The 22,552-nt window shown below is 74.9% G+C and carries 19 protein-coding genes; 8 read left to right on the top strand and 11 right to left on the bottom strand.

Annotation, left to right across the window (positions count from 1 at the left end; translation table 11 throughout):
• Window positions 1-94: 94 nt before the first annotated feature.
• Window positions 95-2,860, bottom strand: a complete 2,766-nt coding sequence (locus ACIQTO_RS00375; protein ID WP_402380867.1) for a SpoIIE family protein phosphatase — start codon at window positions 2,858-2,860, stop codon at window positions 95-97.
• A 304-nt stretch (window positions 2,861-3,164) separates the two neighbouring features.
• On the opposite strand from ACIQTO_RS00375, the gene ACIQTO_RS00370 reads away from it, so the two are divergent.
• The 4 genes from ACIQTO_RS00370 to ACIQTO_RS00355 all read left to right on the top strand — a co-directional run bounded on the left by ACIQTO_RS00370 (window position 3,165) and on the right by ACIQTO_RS00355 (window position 8,555).
• Window positions 3,165-4,325, top strand: a complete 1,161-nt coding sequence (locus ACIQTO_RS00370) for a rhodanese-like domain-containing protein (RefSeq protein ID WP_402380864.1) — start codon at window positions 3,165-3,167, stop codon at window positions 4,323-4,325.
• Between the two features lie 147 nt (window positions 4,326-4,472).
• Window positions 4,473-5,138: a DUF5819 family protein gene (locus tag ACIQTO_RS00365; protein ID WP_402380861.1), complete on the top strand. Its 666-nt coding sequence runs from the start codon at window positions 4,473-4,475 to the stop codon at window positions 5,136-5,138.
• Window positions 5,135-6,400, top strand: coding sequence for an HTTM domain-containing protein (locus ACIQTO_RS00360; RefSeq protein ID WP_402380859.1), 1,266 nt, complete (start codon window positions 5,135-5,137; stop codon window positions 6,398-6,400). Before ACIQTO_RS00365 ends, ACIQTO_RS00360 begins: the two co-directional genes overlap by 4 nt.
• A gap of 10 nt (window positions 6,401-6,410) precedes the next feature.
• On the top strand, window positions 6,411-8,555 hold the full coding sequence (locus ACIQTO_RS00355; protein ID WP_402380856.1) for an FUSC family protein: 2,145 nt from the start codon (window positions 6,411-6,413) through the stop codon (window positions 8,553-8,555).
• 30 nt (window positions 8,556-8,585) lie between these two features.
• Here the strand turns inward: ACIQTO_RS00355 and ACIQTO_RS00350 are convergent, their stop codons facing one another.
• Window positions 8,586-9,242, bottom strand: a complete 657-nt coding sequence (locus ACIQTO_RS00350; protein WP_402380854.1) for a hypothetical protein — start codon at window positions 9,240-9,242, stop codon at window positions 8,586-8,588.
• A gap of 125 nt (window positions 9,243-9,367) precedes the next feature.
• On the opposite strand from ACIQTO_RS00350, the gene ACIQTO_RS00345 reads away from it, so the two are divergent.
• On the top strand, window positions 9,368-10,015 hold the full coding sequence (locus tag ACIQTO_RS00345) for a TetR family transcriptional regulator (RefSeq protein ID WP_402380852.1): 648 nt from the start codon (window positions 9,368-9,370) through the stop codon (window positions 10,013-10,015).
• 5 nt (window positions 10,016-10,020) lie between these two features.
• Entirely contained in the window at window positions 10,021-10,809 is a 789-nt protein-coding gene (locus tag ACIQTO_RS00340) for a TrmH family RNA methyltransferase (protein ID WP_402380850.1), read from the top strand.
• On the opposite strand, the gene ACIQTO_RS00335 is transcribed toward ACIQTO_RS00340, so the two are convergent.
• From ACIQTO_RS00335 to ACIQTO_RS00295, 9 genes are all read right to left on the bottom strand, one after another.
• The gene (locus tag ACIQTO_RS00335; RefSeq protein WP_402380847.1) at window positions 10,806-12,158 is read right to left on the bottom strand and encodes a peptidoglycan-binding protein; all 1,353 of its coding nucleotides are present in this window, start codon (window positions 12,156-12,158) and stop codon (window positions 10,806-10,808) included. The genes ACIQTO_RS00340 and ACIQTO_RS00335 overlap by 4 nt on opposite strands.
• Window positions 12,159-12,411: 253 nt before the next feature.
• Window positions 12,412-13,332 carry a pyridoxamine 5'-phosphate oxidase family protein gene (locus ACIQTO_RS00330; RefSeq protein ID WP_402380844.1) on the bottom strand — a complete coding sequence of 307 codons (921 nt, stop codon included), beginning with the start codon at window positions 13,330-13,332 and terminating at the stop codon, window positions 12,412-12,414.
• 83 nt (window positions 13,333-13,415) lie between these two features.
• Window positions 13,416-13,877, bottom strand: a complete 462-nt coding sequence (locus tag ACIQTO_RS00325) for a VOC family protein (protein WP_402380841.1) — start codon at window positions 13,875-13,877, stop codon at window positions 13,416-13,418.
• Between the two features lie 86 nt (window positions 13,878-13,963).
• Complete coding sequence (locus ACIQTO_RS00320) at window positions 13,964-14,917, bottom strand: PfkB family carbohydrate kinase (RefSeq protein WP_402380838.1); 954 nt, start codon at window positions 14,915-14,917, stop codon at window positions 13,964-13,966.
• A gap of 67 nt (window positions 14,918-14,984) precedes the next feature.
• Window positions 14,985-15,734 carry a lysostaphin resistance A-like protein gene (locus ACIQTO_RS00315; protein WP_402380835.1) on the bottom strand — a complete coding sequence of 250 codons (750 nt, stop codon included), beginning with the start codon at window positions 15,732-15,734 and terminating at the stop codon, window positions 14,985-14,987.
• The gene (locus tag ACIQTO_RS00310; protein WP_402380832.1) at window positions 15,731-18,280 is read right to left on the bottom strand and encodes an MMPL family transporter; all 2,550 of its coding nucleotides are present in this window, start codon (window positions 18,278-18,280) and stop codon (window positions 15,731-15,733) included. The genes ACIQTO_RS00315 and ACIQTO_RS00310 overlap by 4 nt, the downstream gene beginning before the upstream one ends.
• Window positions 18,277-19,215 carry a class I SAM-dependent methyltransferase gene (locus ACIQTO_RS00305; protein WP_402380829.1) on the bottom strand — a complete coding sequence of 313 codons (939 nt, stop codon included), beginning with the start codon at window positions 19,213-19,215 and terminating at the stop codon, window positions 18,277-18,279. The genes ACIQTO_RS00310 and ACIQTO_RS00305 overlap by 4 nt, the downstream gene beginning before the upstream one ends.
• Window positions 19,212-19,823, bottom strand: coding sequence for a hypothetical protein (locus tag ACIQTO_RS00300; RefSeq protein WP_402380827.1), 612 nt, complete (start codon window positions 19,821-19,823; stop codon window positions 19,212-19,214). Before ACIQTO_RS00300 ends, ACIQTO_RS00305 begins: the two co-directional genes overlap by 4 nt.
• Window positions 19,820-21,010: an aminotransferase class I/II-fold pyridoxal phosphate-dependent enzyme gene (locus tag ACIQTO_RS00295; protein ID WP_402380824.1), complete on the bottom strand. Its 1,191-nt coding sequence runs from the start codon at window positions 21,008-21,010 to the stop codon at window positions 19,820-19,822. The genes ACIQTO_RS00300 and ACIQTO_RS00295 overlap by 4 nt, the downstream gene beginning before the upstream one ends.
• Window positions 21,011-21,659: 649 nt before the next feature.
• On the opposite strand from ACIQTO_RS00295, the gene ACIQTO_RS00290 reads away from it, so the two are divergent.
• Together ACIQTO_RS00290 and ACIQTO_RS00285 are read left to right on the top strand one after the other, a co-directional pair.
• Window positions 21,660-22,190, top strand: coding sequence for a TetR/AcrR family transcriptional regulator (locus tag ACIQTO_RS00290; protein ID WP_402380821.1), 531 nt, complete (start codon window positions 21,660-21,662; stop codon window positions 22,188-22,190).
• 13 nt (window positions 22,191-22,203) lie between these two features.
• On the top strand, window positions 22,204-22,551 hold the full coding sequence (locus ACIQTO_RS00285) for a DMT family transporter (protein WP_402382669.1): 348 nt from the start codon (window positions 22,204-22,206) through the stop codon (window positions 22,549-22,551).
• Window position 22,552: the final 1 nt, after the last annotated feature.

The raw sequence follows: 22,552 nt of genomic DNA, 5'->3' as shown, positions 1-22,552 counted from the left end.
GGAGGGCAAGCGAGGACGCCGCGAGGAACGAGCGGCGTCGGAGCGCCGACCGTCGGCACCGGACGAGAGCGGCCCGGAGGCGAGCGGGCGCCTATCAGAGGGGCAGCTCGAACCAGACCACCTTGCCGACCGCCTTGCGGGCGGTGCCCCAGTGCTCGGCGAGCTTGGTGACCAGCGTCAGGCCGCGGCCGGTCTCGCCGAGCTGTTCGGCGGGCTCCAGCGACGGCAGGTTGTGGTTGTCGTCACTGACCTCGACCAGCAGCTTGTCCACCCGGATCAGCTGCAGCTGGACGCGGTCCCGGGCGACCCGGACGGCGTTCGTCACCAGCTCGCTGACCAGCAGCTCGGTGGTGTCGCAGAGCGCCTCCAGGTGCCAGTTGGTCAGCTGCTCGCGGACCAGCGCGCGGGCCCGGCGGACCTCGCGGTGGTCCACGGTGAGGTCCCAGGTGGCCACCTCGGTCGGCGCGACGCCGTCGAAGCGGGCCACCAGCAGGGCGACGTCGTCCTTGCGGTCGTCCGAGTGCAGCCGGTCCAGGACGACGTCGCAGGCCTCCTCGGGGCTGCGTTGCGGGTCGATCAGATTGCCGCAGAGCGCGGCCAGCCCCGTTCCTATGTCGCCGCCCCTGACCTCGACCAGTCCGTCGGTGCAGAGCACCAGCATCGAGCCGTCCGAGACGTCGATGGTCTTGGCGACGAAGGGCACCCCGCCGACGCCGATCGGGGCCCCGGCCGGGATCTCCAGCAGCTCGCCGGTGCCGTCGGGGTGCACCAGCACCGGGGGGACGTGGCCGGCACTGGCCAGCTCGCAGGTCCGGTTGATCGGGTCGTAGACCGCGTACAGGCAGGTGGCCAGATGGTCGTCGCCGAGCTTCTGGGCCAGGTTGTCCAGGTGGCGCAGCAACTGGCCGGGCGGCAGGTCGAGGGCGGCGAGGGTCTGCATCGCGGTGCGGAAGCGGCCCATCGCGGCGGCCGAGTGGATGCCGTGGCCCATCACGTCGCCGACCACCAGGGCGACCCGGCTGCCGGGCAGCTGGATCGCGTCGAACCAGTCCCCGCCGACCTCGGCCTTGGGGTCGCCCGGCAGGTAGCGGTGGGCGATCTGGACACCGGGGATCTGCGGCGGGCGGGTCGGGATCATCGAGCGTTGGAGGGTGGTGGCGACCTTGGACTCGGCGCGGTGCAGCCGGGCGTTGTCCAGCGAGAGCGCGGCCCGGGCGGCCAGCTCCTTGAGGGTGGCGGCGTCCCCCTCGTCGAAGGGGGCGCGGTCGGACAGCCGGAGCAGCTTGAGGATGCCGAGCACGGTGCCCCGGGCGGAGAGCGGCACCACGAGCATCGAGCGGCCGGAGACCACCGAGGCGAGCCGGACGCCACCGAGCGCGGCGGCGTAGTCGACCGCGACGTCCTCGCTGACCACCGGGACCAGGACCGGCTGGTTGAGCTGGAGGGCCATCCCGGGCGGGGTGTGGCGGGGCATCGCGACCAGGGAGCCCTCGGCGAGGACGTGGTCCCACTGGCCGGCCGAGTCGTTGTTGACCAGGGCGACCCGGCGCAGCATGGTGTCGTCGTCCGGCCGGGCCTCGGGCAGCTCGGAGTCGGAGATCAGGCCGTCCACCAGGTCGACGCAGGCGAAGTCGGCGACCCGGGGGACGAGTACCTGGCAGAGCTCGCGCGCGGTGAAACCGAGGTCCAGGGTGGTGCCGACCTTGCCGCCGACCTCGTTGAGCAGGGCCAGCTGCTCCCCGGCCTGGCCGTTGGTCAGGAACGGGGTGAGCCGGCCGGTCGGCGGGGGGCCGCCGGTGCCGAGAAGGACGTCGGCCGGGGCGGGCACGGCGACGGGTGGGACCTGGTCGCCGGGCCGGCCCTGCAGGCCGTGGGCGGACGACTCGACGGCGGTCTGCTCGATGGTGGCGCCTCCTCTGGGCGGAGCCGGGACGGTCGGGGCGGCCGCCGACGTGCCGCTCACGGCGCCGGTGGGCCGGGCGGCCGGTGCGGCGGGCCGGTCGGCCTCGCGCTGGACGGGCAGCGGGCCCGCCGGCCGCCGGCCCGGGGCGGACTGTTCGGGCTGCGGGGGCGGGCCGAGCCGGGTGGCGCGCTGCTGGGCGGTCGGGTAGCGGCGGCCGATGCCCGCGGCCGCGTGCGCGGTGCCGGCCTGCGGATCGGCCGGCAGCACCGGCAGCACGGTGGTGGCGTCCAGTCGCAGGGCGGGCAGGCCGGCCCGGCCGAGCGCGTCCAGCAGCCGGCTCCGGCGGTCGCCGGAACCGCCCGGGAGCAGTCGGGCGAGCGGCTCGGGCACCGGGCGGCCGGGCGCGGTGAGGGCGGCGGTGAGCCGGTGGAAGCCGCCCCGGGCGGCGGGGGTGGCGGCGAACGGCAGCAGGCGCTCGCCGAGCGCGAGCCGCGGCCCGGTGGAGCGCAGCGGGCGGGCGTCGGTGGCCAGGGCCAGCAGGCCGCCGCCCGGGCCGGCCAGCGGATAGGCCCACCAGAGCACGTCGCGCAGGTGTTCCTCGCGGTCGACGACGGGCATGTGGCCGGCCCACGGGCGGTCGGCGGCGGTCAGCTCGGCCAGGGTGTCCAGGGCGTCGCGGCGGTGGCGGACGGCGGGGGCGGCGGCCGGTCCGGGGACGCTGCGCGGTTCGACGGCGGGCAGCAGGCCGGAGGCGGGGCGGTCGTGGGTGACGTCGGCGCGGTGCCCGAACAGCTCCTCGGCGGCCCTGCTCCACTGCGCGACCCGGCCCGTCCGGTCGACCAGGACCAGGGCGAGCCGGACCAGCGCGACCACCCCTGCGGGCTGGTCACCCGGTACGGCCCCGGACCCGGCCGTGACGGCCGCCGGACGCGGTGTTGAGTTGGGCTCGTCCACCATGGATTCGGTCTGCTCCCGCCTGGCCGCCACGCCTGGAGGTGGCCGTCTCTCTGGAGGAGGCACGCTGTGCGTACCAGCGAAGCACGGAGAGGGCGGGGCTCGATACCGAAACGGGGAGATTCATCAGTACTTGTTGCGCGTCCCGGGGTGAACGCCCGCCCGCGCTCCTCGTCCACCCGGTCGGAGCAGCGCGCTCGGAGGTAGGGTGGCAGGCCGGGCCGCCCCGTGCGGCGGGCGTGCCGCTCCCGGTACGGCGGACGGCGTCGCAGCAGGACGAGCCGGCAGATCGAGACAGAGGCGAGACGTGACCGCGCAGAGCCCCGCCCGTTGGACGGATCCGGAGCAGCAGGAGCTGGAGGAGCGGGTCGCCGCCGCCGAACTCGCCTGGCTCACCATGGATGTCGACATGCAGACGCTGCGGGTCGAGATCGACAACTTCGCCCTGATCCACCATCAGCTGCTCGGTCCGCTGTACGCCCGGCTGGACGAGCTGGACGCGCTGATCGCCGAGACGGTGGCCACCCGGACCGGACACCCCGAGGACCTGCGGCGGGCCGCCGAGGCGCGTCAGCGGGTGGACGAACTGCCCGACCTGGACGCGCTGTTCGACAGTGTCCAGGAGAAGGACGCGGCCGCGCCGCCGGCCGCGCCGACCCGGGTGCGGCCCGGCCGGGACGCCCAGCGGAGCTACCGCGAGCTCGTCCGCCGTGCCCACCCGGACCTGACCACCGACCCGGCCGAGCAGCGGCGCCGGGCCGCTTTCATCGTCCGGGTCAACGAGGCCTACGCGTACGGCGACACCGCCGCGCTGGAGGGTCTCGCCGCCGAGTGGTCCACCGCTCCCGAGGCGGCGCCCGCGGTGGACTCCCGGGACCGGTTCGGCTGGCTGCGCCGGCGCCTGGAGTGGCTCACCGCCAAGATCGCCGAGACCGCCACCGAGCAGGTCAGGCTGGAGAACACCGCGATGGGCCAACTGCTCGCCCTCGCCCCGCAGGACCCGGACGGGCTGCTGGAGGAGCTCGCCGAGCAGCTGCTGGCGAAGGCCTCGGCCCAGCAGGCGGAGCTGGAACGGCTGCTCGGCGGGCAGCCGGTGGGAGACAATGGGGCGGACCGGACCGAGCCACAGGAGAGTCAGACGATGTTCGCGCAGATCCCCACCGCCGAAGCCGCCGCCGTCCCCGCCGACGCCGCCCTGCTGGACGTCCGTGAGCAGGACGAGTGGGACGCCGGTCATGTGGACGGCGCGCTGCACATCCCGATGGGCCAGGTGATCGCCCGCCTCGGCGAGCTGCCGGACGACCGGCTCTACGTGCTCTGCCGGGTCGGCGGGCGCTCCGCGCAGGTCGTCCAGTACCTGGTGCAGAACGGCCGGGACGCGGTCAACGTGGACGGCGGGATGTACGCGTGGGAGAGCGCGGGCCGCCCGATGGTGAGCAGCGACGGCCGGGACGCCTTCGTCCTGTAGGCCCCGTGCCGTCCGCTCCCCCTTCCCCGCCGCCGGCGCCGTCCGCCCCCGGGTAGGGCAGGATGGGCGCGCGACCGTGCCGGGACGGACCGGCGGCGCACGTCCGGCCGGGTGGGGGCTCCGCCCGGCCGAAGCCTGGGGGAGTCCATGGCCGAGACCGGGAGCACCGGGGCACCGCCCGGCGGGCGGGTCTGGTCGACGCCGGCGCTGGCCGTGCTCGGACTGGCCGCCGCGGTGCTGGTCACGGGTACCGGGCTGTTCCTCGCCGCGGTCTTCCTGCACGTGGCCCCGGCCAACTCGGCCTCCCGGGAGTACCGGGAGCAGGTCGACGGCCTGGTGTACCCGGAGTTCGAGCAGAACTGGAAGCTGTTCGCGCCCAACCCGCTGCAGCAGAACGTCAGCCTGGACGCCCGGGTGCGCACGGTCGCGGACGGCGGCGCGACCCGGACGCACGACTGGACCGGGCTGACCGCCCGGGACATCGCGGCGATCCGCGGCAACCCGGCGCCCAGCCATGCCGACCAGAACCTGCTCCGCCGGGCCTGGGACTTCTACGAGGGCTCGCACAGCGCGCAGGACGACTCGCTGACCAATCCGCGCGGCAAGCTGGCCGAGCAGTACCTGAAGCGGATCGCGCTGCAGCGGATCGGCCGGAGCGTCGACGGTGAGCGGATCCTGCAGATCGAGTTCCGGGTGACGGCCGCGACCGTCCCGCCGCCGGGCTGGAGCGGGGAGGCCGCGCCGCCGGCGCCGAAGGTCCGGGAGCTGCCGTGGTGGCCGGTGGACGACGAGGACTTCCGGGGGCTGGCGTGACCGACGTGCCGCCGACGGCCGGGCAGGTGCTGCTCGACGGGATCCCCCGGCAGCCGGGGCCGGACGCGCCGGCGCAACCGGCCCCGGAGCGGCCCGGGCCGGGGCTCGGCGCCGCGGCTTCGCGGGCCTTCGCGGCGTTCACCGGGCAGGTGCTGGGGCGCTATCAGGCGGCGGCGGTGCGGATCGGCTTCGGGCTGGTCTGGCTGGCCTTCCTGCTGCGGGAGTGGCCCAACCGGCGGCTGCTCTACGGCGACACCTCGCCGTGGTCGCTCGACCTGGCCGAGCGGCTGCTGGCCGACAACGGGGCGCTGACCGTGCTGCCGTGGTTCGGCGGGCGGCTCTGGTTCGAGCTGGTCTACCACCTGGCGGTGCTGGCCGCCTTCGCCGTGCTGCTGGGCTGGCGGACCAGGGCGAGCACCGTGCTGTTCCTGGTGACCGTGCTGTCGCTGCAGAACCGCAACGTCTTCCTCGGCGACGGCGGCGACAACGTCGTCCATCTGATGGCGGTCTACCTGGTCTTCACCCGCTGCGCGCGGGTCTGGTCGCTGGACGCCCGGCGGCCGGCCCCCGGGCGGTCCGGGGTGCTGCTCTGGGTGGTGCTGGGCGCGGTGCTGCTGGTCTGCCAGCTCGGCGCCTTCTCCGGGGAGAGCCTGACCTGGACCACCGCCGGCTTCCCCCGCGTCGGGTGGGCGCCGGTGTTCTGGGGCCTGTGGGCGGTGGCCGGGCTCTGGTGGGTGCTCGGCCGGCTGCGGCCGGACGGCGAGCCGCGGGCACTGCTGGACGCGCTGGCGAACATGGTGCACAACTGCGCGATGCTGGTGATCGCCGCCGAGGTGGTGCTGATCTACGCCACGGCCGGCTGGTACAAGGTGCAGGGCTCGCGCTGGCAGGACGGCACCGCTCTCTACTATCCGCTGCACCTGGACTACTTCACGCCCTGGCCCGGATTGTCCGGGCTGGTCGGCTCGGCCCTGCTGCCGGTCTTCCTGGTCTCGTACGGGACGGTGCTCCTGCAGGTGGCGTTCCCGTTCACGCTGGTCCACCGGCGGTTCAAGAACGGGTTGCTGGCGGTGATGATGGCCGAGCACGTGGGGATCGCGGTGCTGCTGGGGCTGCCGGTGTTCTCGCTGGCGATGGTCGCGGCGGACGCCGTCTTCCTGCCGACCGGGGCGCTGCTCTGGGCGGGCGCGCGGTTCGGGGGCGTGGGGGCACGGCTGCGGAGCGTCGGCCGCCTCCGCCGCCGGAGGGTGCCCCTCCCCTAAGCTGACCGCTATGTCCTGGTTTGCCGCACTTCGAGACACCGCGCGGACCGGACTCACCCTGGACCGGGCGCTGACCGACCCCAAACGCGCCGCCCGCGGGGCCGTCGCCGTCGCCGTGGTGCTCTTCCCGACCCTGGCCCTGGGCGGTGCCCGGCTGGCCACCTCGGCCGCGATGGGCGCGTTCATCGCCGGCACGGCCACCTTCCAGCGCAGCTTCCGCCCCCGGCCCACGCTCGCCGTCGCGGCCGGGATCGGGCTCGGCACCAGTACCTTCCTCGGCTACCTGGCGGTCGGGGTGAGCGGGGCGTTCCCGGCGCTGCTCGCGGTCTGGTCCTTCGGGGCCGGCCTCGCCTGGGCGATCGGGCCGACCGCCGGCGTGGTCGCCGCCAACACCCTCTCGGTGATGCTGGTGGTGGTCCAACTGCCGGTCAGCGCCGCGACCGCGTTCGGCCACGGGCTGGTCTGCGCGCTCGGCGGCGCCGTCCAGGCGGCCGTCATCACCCTCTGGCCGATCGGCAGTTGGACCGTCCAGCGCGAGGCGCTCGCCGACACCTACGCCGAACTCGCCGACTACGCCCGGCGACTGCGCCAGGACCCGACCGCGCACGTCGACCCGGAGCCGTTCATGACGGCCCGGCACGCGGCCGCGCTGACCCCTTGGCAGGACCGCCGCCGGCCGCCCGAGCTGCGCGGGCTGCGCGGCATCGCCGAGCGGGTCCGGCCGACCCTGGCCGCGATCGCCGACCCCAAGGTCGGCGCCCCCGAGGAGGGGCCCGAGCGCGACCGGGCCCGGGCCGTCCTGGCCGCCGCCGCCGAGGCGATGGACGCCCTGGCGCGCGCCGTCCGGACCGGTGATCCGTTGCGACTGCCGCGCTCCGCGCCCGCCCTCACGCTGGCCGCCCCGGCCGACGGGCCGGAGCTGCAGGGCGCGGCCCGGCGGGCCGCCCGCCGGCTCGCCGGGTTGCTGCGCAAGGCCGCCGACGCCCTGGAGCGCGGCGACGAGGAGACCATCAGCAGGCCCGTGGTCGGCGCCGGCGGGTCGCTGCTGAAACCGCCGCTCTCCAAGATGCTGCCGGTCGCCCTGCGCGCGGTGCGGCGCCAGCTCCAGCCGCACTCGGCGGTCTTCCAGCACGCCGTCCGGCTCGCCGGGGTCGTCGTGCTCGCCTACCTGCTCGCCCGGCTGGTCGGCTTCGAGCACGGCTACTGGGCCCCGATGACCGCCGCCATGGTGATGCGACCCGACTTCGCCCAGACCTACAGCCGGGGGGTGGCCCGGCTGGCCGGGACGATGGTCGGCGTCGCCGTCTCCACCCTGGTGGTGCAGCTGGCCCACCCCGGGGAGTGGGTGCTGGCCGCGCTCGCGGTGCTCTGCATCGGCGGCGCGTACCTCACCCTGCGCACCGGCTACGCGCTGATGACGGCCTGCGTCTCCTCGTATGTCGTCTTCCTGCTGGGCCTGCAGCCCGGGAACCCGTTGGCCACCGCCTTCGAGCGGGTCGGGCTGACCTTCCTCGGGGGCTCCGTCGCGCTGCTCGCCTACGCGCTCTTCCCGACCTGGCAGACCGCCCGGCTCGGGGAGCGGCTGGCCGAGTGGCTGGCCGCCGCCGGGCGCTACGCGGCGGCGGTGCTCGCCGTCTACGAGGACCCGGGCGCCCCGCGCGGGCGGGAGGTCCGCTCGGCGCTGCTGGACTCCCGGGAGGCCCGCTCCGAGCTGCTCCAGGCGATGCAGCGGGCCGACGCCGAGCCCGGCCGGCACGCCTCCGGGCTGCCCGGGGTGAGCCGCCGCCAGCTGGACCGGGCCCGCGCCGCGGTCGGGCACCTCGGGCGGGTCGTCGTGCTGCTGGAGGCCCACCTGCCCACGGCCGACGCCGAACCGGTGCCCGGTGCGGCCGAGTTCGCCGAGGAGCTGCGCCTGGCCACCGCGCTGGCGGCGGCCGCGCTGCTCACCGACCGCCCGGTGGAGTTCGACGCGGTGCGGGAGGCCCAGGCCCGGTTGGAGGAGCGGCTGGAGCGGGCGCCGGCGAGTGTGCAGCGCGATGTCGTCCGGACCAGCAGCCGGCTGCTGCTCCAGGCGCTGAAGGACCTGGAGCGCGCGCTGCGCGGGGGTGGCACGGCCACCCCGGCGCAGCGCGCGCGGGAGTCCACGGCACGGTAGGCCGGCCGGGTGCGGGCGCCCGGCCGCCGTTCAGGCGGCGGCCGCGGCCTCCAGCCAGTTGGCGAACTCGCAGGCGAAGTGCCACTGGTGGCCCGCCGCCAGCTCGTCCGGGGCGGCCTCGGGGAACTCGACGGTGAGCCGGATCCGCAGGCCGTCGGGGGAGTCGGCGAACTCGTGCATCACCCGCAGCACCTCGGAGCCGTCGGCGAGCCGCCCGGTGCCGCCGATCCGGACGGGGTACTCGGGGGTGGCGGTGGGGGCGTCGAACCGGAGGAAGAAGCGCAGCGGCCCGGCGCCGACGGTCTCGATGATCTCGACCTGCCCGCCGGTGGAGTCGGCGAGGTAGTGCTCGGGGTTGGCGGCGAGCAGGGCGGCCCGGTCGGGCGCCCGCAGTCGGCCCTGCCACCAGCCGAGGAAGCGCCCGGCGTCGATGCCCTCGGCGGTCAGCTCGGTGACGGCGGAGCGCCACCGGCCGCCGGAGGCGCGCAGCAGGCCGGCCAGCACGGTGTCGGCTTCGGCGGTGTCGGGGGCGAGCAGCTCCCGGACGCGGTCGTCGCCGAGGCGCAGCTTGAGCAGCCGCAGGGCGGCGCGGGCCCGGTCCAGCTCCCATGCCAGGACGGTCTCCCGGGGGTGGCGGGTGCCGTCGATGTCGGTGCGGACGGTGATCGGGGGTCGGGTGGTCGTCATGGCGTCGCTCCTCGGCAGGGCGGCCGCCCGGGCGGGCGGGCCGGCGGGACCTAGGCGGAGAGATTTTCTCCGGTTCCTGGACGGTAGCATAGGGGGAGAGAATCTCTCCGGTTAAGGGGTTGGTGATGAGGGCGGACGCGGAACGCAGCCGGCGCAGGATCCTGGACGCGGCCTGCGAGGTGTTCCTCGAACGCGGGCCGGACGCCCCGCTGGACGCGGTGGTGCGCCGGGCCGGGGTCGGCCCCGGCACCCTCTACCGGCGCTTCCCCGACCGCGAGGCGCTGGTCCGGGCCCTGGTCACCGACCTGCTGGCCCGGCTCGCCGAGGCCGCCGAGCAGGCCCGCCAGGAGGAGGACGACCCGTACCGGGCCCTGCGCCGCTTCGTGCACGCCGCCGCCGACCTGCGGATGGGCGCGGCGATCGTGGTGCTGCTGGAGCGGCTCGTGGTGGACGAGGAACTGATCACCGCCCGGGCCGGGACCGTCGCCGCCGTGCGGTCACTGGTCGAGGCGGCGCAGCGGGCCGGACAGCTGCGGGCCGACATCGGCCTGGGCGACCTGGTGCTGCTCTGCGTCCGGGTGTCCCGGCCGCTGCCGGGCGGGCTCGCCGCCCTGGACGCCGACGGCACGCTGGTCCACCGCCAGCTGGACCTCGCCCTGGCCGGACTGCGGGCGGGCGTCACCGACGGGCCGGGCGCGCCGCTCGGCTTCGACCAGGTGATCGCGGCCGCCGCCCGGCCCGGGGAGACCGGCACGACGGGGGTGGCAGAGTGAGCGGCATGAACGACGAGCTGGTACGCGCCTGGCGGGCGGACGCGGCGGCACCGGACACGGTGCTGCTGGACGGGTTCCACGCGCTCAAGCACGCGCTGCGCTTCGGCGGGGACGTCCGCCGGGTGCTGACCGCCGACCGGGCCGCGCTGCTGGCGCTCGCCGCCGAGCTGGCCGGGGACGTCGCCCCCGCGGTGGCCGCGACGGCCGTGGAACTGCCGGAGGCGGCGCTGCGCACGCTGGTGCCCAGGCTGCACCCCACCGGGGTGATCGCGCTGGCCGGCCGCCCGACCACCGGCGCCAACCTGGCGGCCCTCGGCCGGCAGCCCCGGACCGCGCCGGTCGTGCTGCTGGAGAACCCCCGCAACCTGGGCAACGTGGGCGCGGTGATCCGGCTGGCGGCCGGCTTCGGCGCCACCGGCGTGGTGACCACCGGCGACCTGGACCCCTGGCACCCGAACGTGGTGCGGGGCAGCGCCGGCCTGCACTTCGCCACCGCCGTCGAACGGCTGGCGCTGTCCGGGCTGCCCGCCGGCCCGCTGTACGTGCTGGACCCCGAGGGCGCGGACATCCGGACGGTGGCCGTGCCGGACGACGCGCTGCTCGCCTTCGGCACCGAGCGGCACGGGGTCTCGGCGGAGCTGAGGGCGCGCGCCGACCGGCTGGTCGCGGTGCCGATGCGGCCCGGGGTCTCCAGCTTCAACCTGGCGACCAGCGTGGCGATGGGGCTCTTCCACTGGATGTCGGGCCGCCCGCCCGGTGTTCCCCTGCCGGGCGGGCCCGCGGACACGCCCTAGCCGAACAGCCGGCGCCAGGTGTCCGGCCCGGGGTAGCCGTCGGCCTCGGCGCCGCGCCAGCCCTGGGCCTGCTGGAAGGCCTGGACGGCCCGCCGGTCGCTCTCCGTCCAGCGGGGACCGGGGCCCTGGGCGTAGAAGCGGCCGAAGCCCTTGCGGACCAGCCGCTCCCCGAGCGCGGTGACGGACGCGTTGTTCGCGCCCGGGGCGAACGCGCCGGTGCCGGGGAAGGCGGGCACCCCGGTGCCGCCGCCCGTACCGGGGGTGACCGGGGGCGGCGGGAGCGGGGTGGTGGCGGCGGCGATGTCGCGGCCCTTGTGGGAGACCAGGTAGTCCCAGGTGTCCTTGCCCGGGATGCCGTCGGCCTCGGCGCCGCGCCAGCCCTGGGCGAGCTGGAAGGCCTCGGTGGCCTTGCGGTCGGCCTCGCCCCAGCGCGGTCCGGGGCCCTCGGTGTAGAACCGGCCGCCGCCGCGTCCGGTCAGCATCTGCCCGAGCTTGGTGACGTACGCGTTGTTCGCGCCGGGGCCGAACGTGTCGGCGCCGGGGAAGGCGGTCGACGCGGAGCCGTCGTTGCTGGTGCCGCCGGAGAGGGCCTTGGCGCGGTACGGGACGTACGAGGCGGAGTTGTTCCAGTAGGCGTACGGGGTGTCCCGCTCGGTGGTGCGGGGGGAGGTCTGCTCGTAGGCCAGGTAGCGGGTGCGGGAGGCGTCCGTCCAGCCGCCGAAGACGGTGACGTGCGAGCCGGCCTGCGGGTTGGCCGGGTTGTTGTAGACCAGGATGTCGCCGGGCTGGAGGTCCGCCTTGGTGATCCGGTCGGCGAAGTCGGGCAGCGTCCAGGTGGTCTGACTGCTGCCCAGGCCCCAGGCCATCGACACGAAGCCCGAGCAGTCCTGGCGGTAGCCGTCGGACCAGTAGCGGCTCATGCTGTACGGCACCTTCTGGGCGACCCAGCTCCGGGCCCGCTCGATGATCCGCGCCCGGGTGAGCGGCTGCGCGGCGGCCCGCGGGCCGGCGAAGGCGCGGGCGCCGGGGGACTCGCCGTAGAGACCGCTGACCCCGCCCTGCGGGGTGGCCGGCGGCCGGGCGGTGCTGCTGCCGCCGGGGGTGGGCGCGGGGGCCGCCGCGGCTCCGGCGGCCCCCGCCGCCCCGCCGCCCAGCGCGGTGCCGACCGCGGCCATCAGCACGGCCGCCCGCCGGCGGACGCTCCGCGCCGCGGCGTGCCCGCCCTCGTGCACCGGTGCGGCGTGCAGCCGGGCGCGGCGGCCGGCGCGGCAGCCCCCGCATATGCAGTCCTCGTCCGGTGCGACCTCGTCGAATTCCAGCAACGGGGTCGATTGCTCGGTAGGGGTCATTCTCCGCCTCTTTCCCGGTCAGTCCTGATGGCACGACAGGAGTGACTTTCCCAGGCCGTTATCGCGTGTTATCGGGACCAAAGTCCCAAACCGGGCGGGGGGTCTGCGCGGCGGGTTGCGCCGCCCGGGTGACGACCGTTCGGCGGCCCGGGCGTGGCGCGGGGAAACGGGAGGCGGTAGGGCCGGGGCCGGCCCGGTGGGTGGTCGGCGCCGGTCGGCGGCCTTCCGGGTGAGAGCTGTCGGGTGGCGGGTGTCAGGCCGCGGCCGGCGGATTGACCGGGGAGTACTCGGGGGCGGTCCAGGTGAGCGGGGTGGCGTCGGCCAGTTCCAGGACGCCCGTGACGGTGAGGTCGACCACCCGCTCGGCCCCCGGCAGACCGGCCGCCGCCCCTTCGGACCAGTCGGTCCGCGCCTCGCCGGTGATCAGCAGCGCCCCGCCGGTCTCGTAGTCCGGCAGCAGCAGCCCGGCACGCGGGTCGAGCTCCAGATTGCCCAGGGTCATGAACATGCTGTTGCCGGCGTACTCGGGCCAGCGCAGCCGGTCCGGGCCGACGGCCCGGAGGAAGCCGGGGTTGCCGCCCCGGTGCGAGGCGTCCACCCGGCCGTCCGGGCCGGCGGTGGCGATGAAGAAGGTGTCGGCGGTGGCCGCGGTCAGCTGCTGGGCGGTGGACAGGGTCGGGCCGGCGGCCACCACGTGCGGGGTGCCGGCAGCCGCCGACTCCAGCGGGCTGCGGCGCTGGATGTACTTCGGGCAGTTGGCGTAGACCTGGTCGGCGGAGATCACCAGGCCGCCCCGGCCGTCCGGTACGGAGCGGCCGTTGAGCCGCATCCGGCGCCGGCCGGCCGGGTCCAGCGCGATGGTGCCGACCTCGGCCGGGCCGTCCAGGACGGCGGCCAACGGGTCCTCGGTGGCGGGCCCGGCGGCCACCGTGAGGGTCCGCTCGTCGGGGGCCCGCAGGAAGCCGGGGCCGCCGGTGAGCTGGGTCGCCCAGAGCCGGCCGTCGGCGTCGGCGGCGCCGAGCACCAGCGTCCTGCGTTCGGCCAGGAAGCGGGCGGCCACGGCCGGGATGGTGCGGCCGATCGCGCGGCCGGAGTGGTCGGCCCGCTCCCGGCGGCCGACCCGGGCCTGCACCGCTCGCTCGCCCGGGTGGTACGGCGTACTGCTGTCCGTCATGGCGGTTGCCTCCCGATCCGACCTGATCCGACCTGATCCGACCTGATCCGATCTGATTCGATTCGATTCGATCCGGCCGGGGCCTAGAAGAACCCGCAGGTGGGGGCGGTGCCGGAGGGGGCGGCGGTGTCCTCCACGCCCTTCGGGGTGTAGATCTCCAGCCGGATGCCGTCGGGGTCGGTGAAGAAGATCCCGCCGGAGGCCGCGCCCTCGCTGTGCGGGACGACGCCGTCGTAGGCGAACTCGGCGCCCAGCTCGCGCAGCAGCCGCTCGGCGGCCCGGACCTCGTCGAGGCTGTCGACCTGGAAGGAGAGGTGGTGCAGGCCGGGCGCGGCGGTGGCGAAGGTGCCCGCGCTCTGCTGCCAGAGGGTGATCACCAGTCGCCCGTCGCGGCCGAGGAAGGCGAAGCGGCGCTCGGGGTCGGTGCCCTCGTTCACCACCTCCAGGCCGAGGACGTCGCGGTAGAAGGCGGTCGAACGGTCGAGGTCGGTGACGTTCAGGCCGATGTGGCCGGTCTGCAGGGTGCTGGTGGCGGTGCTGGACATGGCTGATCACTCCCGTGGCCGGGGCGTCCGGAGGCGCCCGTTCCCTAACCGATACAAGGAACGGTAGTGGTTAGTCTGATGTCCCGTCAACCAGTACTGGCCTCTGTAGTGGTTAGGTAGGTCTCGGTGAGCCGGTCCGCGAAGGCCTCGGCGGTGAACAGGTAGTCCTGGCTGCCGGCCGACTCCAGCGCGTACGCCGCCAGCACGCAGCCCATCCGGGCCGAGGCGTCGTCCGGGAGCCCCCCGGCCCGGCCCGCCAGGAAGCCCGCGCGGAACGCGCCGCCCGCGCCCGCGCCGTCCGGCAGCCGGGAGATCGGGGCGGCCGGGACGGCGAGCGAGGGCTCGTCCGGGTAGTCGATCCAGACGCCCTCCGGACCGAGGGTGGTGACCCAGCTCCTGACCCGGCGCAGCACTTCCTCGGCGGTCCACCCGGTGTGCTCCAGCAGCAGGCCGCGCTCGCGGCGGTTGGTGATCAGGCAGTCCGCCCCGGTCAGCACGGCCTCGGCGCCGGCCGCGCCGAGCTCCTCCGTCCGGCCGGCCACGTCCACCAGGTACGGCAGGCCCAGCCGCCGGCACTCCGCGGCGCGGGCGGCCATCACCTCCGCCCCGGCGGGGCCGAGGAAGACCTGCCCGACGCCCGCCGCCCAGCCCGGCGGGCCCGGGCTGACGTCCTCGGCCAGCGCCCCGGGGTGGAAGGAGGTGATCCGGTTGCGGTCGGCGTCGGTGGTGCTGGTGTAGCGGGCGGTGGCCAGCTCGGTCGAGACCCGGACCAGGGAGGTGTCCACCCCGGCCTCCTCCAGCCGCTCCCGGTAGTCGCCGAAGTCCCGGCCGGCCGCGCCCAGCAGCAGCGGCCGGCGGCCGAGCCGGCCGAGCCCGTACGCGACGTTGGCGGCCACGCCGCCGTAGCGCACCTCCAGGTCGTCGACCAGGAAGGAGAGCGACAGGTGCTTGAGCTGGGCGGGCAGCAACTGGTGGGTGAAACGGCCGGGGAAGGTCATCAGATTGTCGATGACGATCGGGCCGGTGACCGCGATTCGCATGGGATACCTGCCTCACCGTGGAGGGTCTGGAGTGCGTTCGGAGTGAAGGGGCCGCGGCCGGCGGGCCCTAGAGGGCCCAGAGGACCCAGCCGAGGAGCAGGAGGTTGGCGGTGCCCTGGGCGACGGCGCTGGCCAGGGCCGAGCCCGTCCAGGCGCGGCAGATGCCGAGGGCCAGGCCCATCGTGAAGACGGACGGCAGGACCCCGCAGACCACCCGGGTGTCGAACGGGTTGAGGCCGTAGTCGCCGAGGTGGACCAGGGCCCAGGCGGCCGAGGTGGCGGCGATCGCCGCCACCGGCCCCCGGACGCGCTCCACCGCGTGGTACAGCACGCCCCGGTAGCAGACCTCCTCGACCAGCGGCACCAGGACGCCCATGCAGAGCACCATGGCCAGGCCCGCCACCACCGGGGCGCCGGGTGCCATCTGCCGGAACAGCTCCGGGATCAGTGCTGTCCAGTTGCCCTCGCCCCGGCCGAAGGCGGCCCGGGTGGCGAAGACGGTGTCGGCGTAGGCGAGCACCACCAGGGCGGTGCCGGCCGCGGTGGGCCCGGGCCGGAAACGGCGCAGGCCGGCGGCGGCGCGGTCCGGGCGGTCCAGTACGGCCAGGACCAGGGCGCTCAGGCCCACCGACAGGACCATCAGCGGGAGCGCGAACGCCCCGGCGATCCGGACCGAGGCCAGCACCGCGAACAGCAGTGCGGCCGAGGCGAGCGGTGCGGCGCGGTGGTGGTCGCGCAGACGGTGCACGGTGCGAGCCCGTCCGGTGGCGGCGGGCTCGGGGGACGCGGACGCCGCCACCGGACGGTTCGCGGTCATCGCGGGGCCACCTCCGCCGCCGCGGGGGCGCGGCGCAGCGAGGGCAGCCACCAGTTGTACCGGCGGAACAGCAGCAGGGTGGCCGGGACGAAGAGCATCCGGATCAGGGTGGCGTCCAGCAGGACGGCGAGGCCGAGACCGGCGCCGTACTCCTGGAGCATCACCGTGGAGGAGAGCACCATCGTGCCCAGGCTCCCCGCCATCACCAGGCCGGCCGCGTTGATCACCCGGCCGGTGTCGACCACCGCGCCGATGGTGGCGCTCTCCTGGTCGGCCCCGCCGCGCACCAGGTCGCGAACCCGGGTGACCAGGAAGATCTCGTAGTCCATGCCGAGCCCCATCATCAGGACGGTGAGGAAGATCGGCAGGTCGTCGATGATCGCCCGGTCGAGCCAGAAGTGGAAGATCAGGACGGTGATGCCGATCGCCCAGACGTTGCTCATCATGATCGTGAGGATCAGCCGGATCGGGATCAGCAGCGAGCGCAGGGCCACCACCAGCATCACGAAGACACCGACCGAGACGAGCCCGATCATCTGCCAGAAGCTGGAGTTGAGCGCGTTGCCGTACTGCCGGTCGACCTGGGTCGCGCCGCCGACCTGGAGCGCTCCGACGTCCTTCGCGTCCTCGGTGACGTCCTGGACGCGGTCGACGGTGCCGACCGCGGCCTCCGAGTAGGGCGGGTCGGCGAGTTCGACCACGATCCGCAGCGCGCCGTCGTCGGCCAGGTAGTCCCGTCGGACGTCCGCGGTCAGCGCGTCGACCTGGTCGGCCGGCAGCGCGGTGCCGAACGGCCTGGTCACCGCGGAGACCCGGGCGACGCCCGGGACGGCGGCCAGCCGGTCGGTGAGCGCCGTCACCGCGGTGCGGCCGCTGTCGGTGAGCCGGTGGGTGGCCGGGTCGACCACGCCGGCGGCCGGCCGGGCGACCACCAGGGTGGGCAGCACCGTCGCGTCGCCCCACTCCTTGGCGACCAGCTCGAAGCCGGCCCTGGAGTCGGTGGCCGGGCTGAGCGCCACCGGGTCGGCGGTCGAGCGGTGCTGGGCGGTGATCACCGCGAACGGCACCGTGATCACGGCGAAGACCAGCACGATCGCCACCTTGCGGCGGCGGGCCAGGTCGGCGGCCCTGGCCAGGTGCCGGCCCAGGGCGCTCTCGTGCTCCAGATCGCTCAGCGGGCTCCAGCCGAGGGCGAAGAACCGGTCGCCGAGCAGCACCAGCAGCGCGGGCGTCAGGGTGAGCGCGGCGAGCAGCACGATCGGGATGCCGATCAGCCCGCCGTAGCCGAGCGGCGGGATCCAGTCCACCGGGGAGAGCAGGGTGGCCCCGAAGGCGAGCACCACGGCGATCGCCGCGAGCAGCATGGACTCGCCCGCGTGCGCGGTGGCGTGCACCGCCGCCTCCTTGGGCGGGCGGCCGGCCAGCCGCTCCTGGCGGTAGCGCGAGGAGAGCAGCATGCTGTAGTCGACGCCCGCGCCCAGCATCACGAAGTTCATGATCGTGATGGTGAACTGGGTGAGCGTCACACCGTGGCCGAGCGCGAACAGCGCGGCCTGGCTGACCGTCATGGCCAGCCCGATCGCGGCCACCGTCAGGACGGCGGGCACCACGGCGCGGAAGAACAGCAGCAGCACCACGAAGATGATCGCGTAGGCGACCGTCTCCATCAGCGCGTTGTCGTCCTCGGCCTTCTTGTAGGTGTCCTTGATCAGGGCGAGTTCGCCGGTCACGTGGGCGCTGACGTCCGGACCGGCGCCGGCGCCGCGCAGCGCGCCGTCGACGGCGGACCGCAGCCAGTCCACGTCCGGGTCGTGCCCGGCCTGTTTGGCGAAGCTCACCGTGACCAGCGCGGCCCGGCCGTCCTTGGCCAGCAGGCGGTCCACGGCGTCGGCGGGCACCGGCACCGGGAAGGAGCGCCAGTCGGTGGCGGCCGCGAAGCCCGCGGCCAGACCGGGCAGTGCCGCGTCGTCGGCGGCCACCGCCCGGTGCGCCAGGTCGGCGAGAGCGGCCGGGACCTGGCCGGCCGCCACGGCCGCGTCCACCGCCTGCCGGCGCGCCTCCGGGGAGGTGCCGGCCTGGGCGGCGGTGAGGCCGCGGTCCACCTGGGTGCGCAGCTGCCGCAGGTACTCGACGGTGGAGTCCCGGTACAGGGTGTACGCCGAGACGGACTGCCGGACTTCGCCGGTGCGCTCCTTCTCGGCTATGCGGCCGTCCAACTCGGCCAGCAGTTTGCGCAGTTGCTCGCCCCGGACGTCCGGGGCGCCGATCGCGACGATCGACTCGCGCTGCGAGCGGTCCGGGAAGGACTGCTCGACGAGCTGGTCGGCCCGGGCACTGCTGGTGCCCGGGACGACCTTGGACGCGCCCTGTTTGGTCAGGACGTCGTTCAACTGCGAGGCGAACGGGAAGCAGATCGCGATGACCACGGCCCAGACCGCGAGCACGGTCTTCGGCCGGGCGGTGAGCGCCCCGGCGAGGCGCAGCAGGCGGCGCTGCACCGTGCCGTGGGTGGTCTCCGGTGTCGCGGGGGTGACGGTCGTGGTCATACGGTGCTGACTCCCTCACGGTGGCGCCCGCCCGGGCCGGTGCCGGCGGAGGGGGTGCTGGGGCTGGTGCCGGTGACCACGGCGAAGGTGTGCCGCAGCTCCAACGTGCCGTGCCGGGCGACGTGTTCGGCCAGCCCGGCGCGGATCAGCTCCAGCGCGTGGTCCTCGCGCCGGTGGTCGACGGCGTCCTTGAAGCCGGCCGCCGCGCCGGAGCGCTGGACCCACTCCAGGGCCGCCTCCGGGGTGTCGGCGGGCAGCACCTGGTGGCCGTCGCGCTGGACGTCGACGGTCAGACCGGCTTTGGTGAACCACCGGGCCACCGTGGCGGCGTCCTTCGGCAGGTTCACCCGGACCAGGCCGGTGAGCAGCGACGGATCCGCGGCGAAGACCTTCTCCAGCTGGTCGATCAGGGTCTTGAGCGCGTCGCCGCGGGTCTCGATCACCACCACCCGGCCGCCGGGCCGCAGGACCCGCTTGACCTGCTCCAGCAGCTTGACCGGCTTGCTGTAGCAGATCGCCCAGCCGACCACGACCAGGTCGGCGGAGGCGGTCGGCCGGCCGCGCAGGAACTCCTCCATGTCCCCCTCCTGGAGGGAGACGTCGAGCTCCGGCGCGCGCAGGGTGTCGGGCAGGATCTTGGCCTGGGCCACCGCCAGCATGCCGGGGGACTTGTCCACCGCGTGCACCGAACCGCGGCCCTCCAGACGGCGGACGATCTCGTGGGTCAGGTGCCCGGTGCCGCAGGCGAGTTCGAGGACGTCGTCGCCCGGCTTGATCGTCACCTCGCCGAGCGCGGCGAGCGAGTGCACGCCCATCACCGGGCTGAAGTAGCTGTCGTAGCTGGAACTCGCGGCGTCGTAGTCGGGGGTGGTATCGGCATGGGTGCGGCTCAGGGTGAGGCGCAGGGCACGCGCGGCGAGTCCGAGGCGACTCATGGCTGGCTCCTTCTGGTGTGGTCGGATTCCGAGGGCTGCGCGGCCGGTGCCGCGCAGGCGACGAGCAGGAGGCCGGCCAGGCCGGCCAGGGTGCCGAGGACGGCCGCGGCCACCGAGGGGGCCGTCGCCCCGGCGGCGGTGCCCGCGACCAGGGCGAACACCGCCGCCGCGGCGACGGGCGGCCGGGGGGCGCGGGTACGGCCCAGGCCGAGCGCCACCGCGGTGGTGAGCGCCGCGACGGCGGTGACCACGGCCGCGAGGGCGGGATGGGCGGTGGTGGCCGAGGCCGGCAGGGCGGCGCCGAGCACCAGCAGCCCGACCGCCGGGGCCCGGTGGGGCGGGCCCGGCAGGAGGGCGTCGGTGCGCCGGTGCGGGAGGGCGGCCGCCAGGGTGAGCGCGGCGCCGGCCGCGGCGGCGGCGCACCAGGGCCAGTCGGGCGCGCCGCCGCCGGCCGGGGGCAGGCCGGCGCCGAGGACGGCGCCCGCCGCGCCGCCGGCCAGGGCGGCGACCGTCGCCGGGCCCGGGAGCAGCGGCGCGGCGGGTCCGGTGGACGCGCCCGGTGTGGGGTCCGGTGCGCGGTCCGGCGTGGGGTGCGGTATCCGGCTCACGGCCGGGCGGCGGACGAGTCGGCGAGCTCGGCGAGCTCGGCCATCCCGTCGGTGGCGTCCGGCTGGTCCTCGCGCAGGAACATGTCCGTCTCGCCGCTCAGCGCGTCCAGGACCCGGTTCAGGTGCTCCGTGGTGTGGGTGGCCATCAGGCTGAGCCGCAGCCGGGGCGAGGCGGCCGGCGGCACCACCGGGTTGGTGTAGACGCCGTTGTCGATGAGCCGGCGCCAGAGCAGCAGGGTGTCGATGACCCCCCGGGTGCGCAGCGGGATCACCGGGGTGCTGCTCTCGCCCGGGCTGATGCCGAGGGAGAGCAGCCCGGCCCGGAGGTAGTCGGCGTTCTGCTGGGCCCGCTCGGGCCGCCAGGGCTCCTCGCGCAGGATGCGCAGCGCGGCCAGGGCGGCGGCCATGCTGGCCGGGGTCGCGGAGGCGCTGAAGATCAGGCTGCGGGCGTGGTGCTTGATGTAGTGGATGACGTCGTCGTCGCCGACCACGGCTCCGCCGAGTGAGGCCAGGGACTTGCTGAAGGTGACCGTGATGAGGTCGACCTGGTCGGTGAGACCGAAGTGGGAGCAGGTGCCCCGGCCCTGGTCGAGGACGCCGAGGCCGTGCGCGTCGTCGACGATCAGGCGGGCTCCGTGCCGCTTGCACACCTCGACGATCTCCGGCAGGGCGCAGAGGTCGCCCTCCATCGAGTAGACGCCGTCGACCACGACCAGCTTGCCGGCCTGGGCCGGGACGGCGGCCAGGCCGCGGTCCAGCGCGCCGGCGTCGTTGTGCCGGAAGCGGCGGTGCTTGGCGCCGCTGAGCACACAGCCGTCGACGATGGAGGCGTGGGCGTCGCGGTCGGCGAAGACGACGTCGCCGCGGCCCGCCAGGGCGCTGATCGTGCCGAGGTTGGCCTGGTAGCCGGTGGAGATCACGGCCGCCGCGGGCTTGCCGTAGAAGTCGGCGAGTTCGCTCTCCAACTGATCGTGCAGGTCCAGGTTTCCGTTGAGGAACCGGGATCCGGTGCAGGACGGGCCGTACCGGTCGAGCGCGTCGGCGGCGGCCTTTCTGACCCGGGGGTCGGAGGTCAGGCCCAGATAGTTGTTGGAGCCGCACATGACCAGCTCACGGTCACCCAGGGTGACAGTTGTGCCTTCGTGGCCGGTGAGCGGGAGGAAGTAGGGATAGATCCCCGCCGCCATGGCATCCCGGGCAGCGCGATAGTCGGATACCTTGGAGAAAATGTCCACCAGATTCCCTCGAATTCGATGATCGGCGTATTCGACGCATCGGTTCACGCGAATTTTGACCCTGGTTTGAACGGAATACCCGCCGCAGTTGGCGTGGCCGGGCCGGCCGAATCGGACGGGGCCGTGCGGAAGCCCGCCGGGGGCGGTGCGCGCCGTTGCGCAGCGTGCCCCGGGCTTGGTCGGAGTTGCGACCGGGTGAGGCGGATGGGCCGACGTTGTGGTTGACGTGGCGCAAACACCCGACAAGGAAGCGTTGTTGACTAGTTGTCAGTTAGCGCTTCTGGGCTGCCGGCCTGCGCGGACATCGTCGAATCCGTATGTCTCGCATGATCCCCCGTGGATGTCGAACAGCGTTCCCCCTGGCGCGGTGAAAAGCCCCGGCGCCGCTTCTTCGATCATCGTGCACATGAATCCTGTGGCCGGTCGGCGATCCCCCAGGACCTCACCGGTTTTCGGCCGAGGAAACGTAAGCACGCCTCATTCGAAACTGTCAACACCCTTCCCTTTCGGGCACCTTGGATTTTCGGGCGGAGCGCCCCGGTTCTGCTAGGGTGGGCGCCGACCGTCTGGACGGTCTGTAACACGGAGAGAGGTACGACCGGTGCGTGATCATCTGCTCGACGCTGTCGAGCGGCTGCTGGTACGGGGTGGTCTGGACACGGTGCGGCTGGACGCGGTGGCCCTGGAGGCCGGCGTCAGCAAGGGTGGGCTGCTGCACCACTTCCCCAACAAGCGGGCGCTCGTCCAGGGCGTCGTCGAGCGCTTGGCGGACCGGTTCGAGGCCGTACTGCCCGGGCCGCAGGCGCCCCCCGGTGCCTTCGCGCTCGCCTGGTTGGAGGCGAGCATCCCCGAGGAGTCACCGGCCGGGGACACCAGCGGGGCGGATCAGGTGCCGGTGGCCCTGCTCGCCGCGGCCGGCGGCCCGGAAGTGCTCGACGTGCTGCGGGCCCGTTACGAGCGCTGGCAGCGCCGGCTCACCGAGGACGGTCTCGACCCGGCGGTGGCCACGCTCGTGCGGATGGCCGTGGACGGCTGGTGGTCGGCCCGACTGCTCGACCTCAGCCCGCCGCACGACGGGCTGCACCGCGAGGTGCGCAAGCTGCTGGTCGACCTCGTCGGCGGCAGAAGCTAGGTCATCCGAAACGATACGGGGGACGGACATGACGGCGTACGTGCTGGTCGGAGCGGCCATCGCGGCCGAGGTGACGGCGACACTGGCCCTGCGGGCCTCGCACGGACTGACCAAACTGGCGCCCAGCGTGGTGGTCGCGGTGGGGTACGTGGCCGCGTTCGTGCTGCTGGCCCAGGCGCTGAAGTCGCTGAACGTGGGCCCGGTCTACGCCGTCTGGTCGGGGCTCGGCACGGTCGGGGCGCTGGTCGGCGGCGCGGTCGTGTTCGGCGAGCCGGTCAAACCGGCCTCGCTGATCGGGGCGGCGCTGGTGGTCGGCGGGGTCGCGGTGATGTACCTCGGCGGGGGGCTGAGCCACGAGTGAC

This window comes from Kitasatospora sp. NPDC091207, from assembly GCF_044768625.1.
GTDB lineage: Bacteria > Actinomycetota > Actinomycetes > Streptomycetales > Streptomycetaceae > Kitasatospora.
The sequence above is the reverse complement of the archived record's forward strand: the minus strand, read 5'-3'. Positions and strand labels throughout refer to the sequence as shown.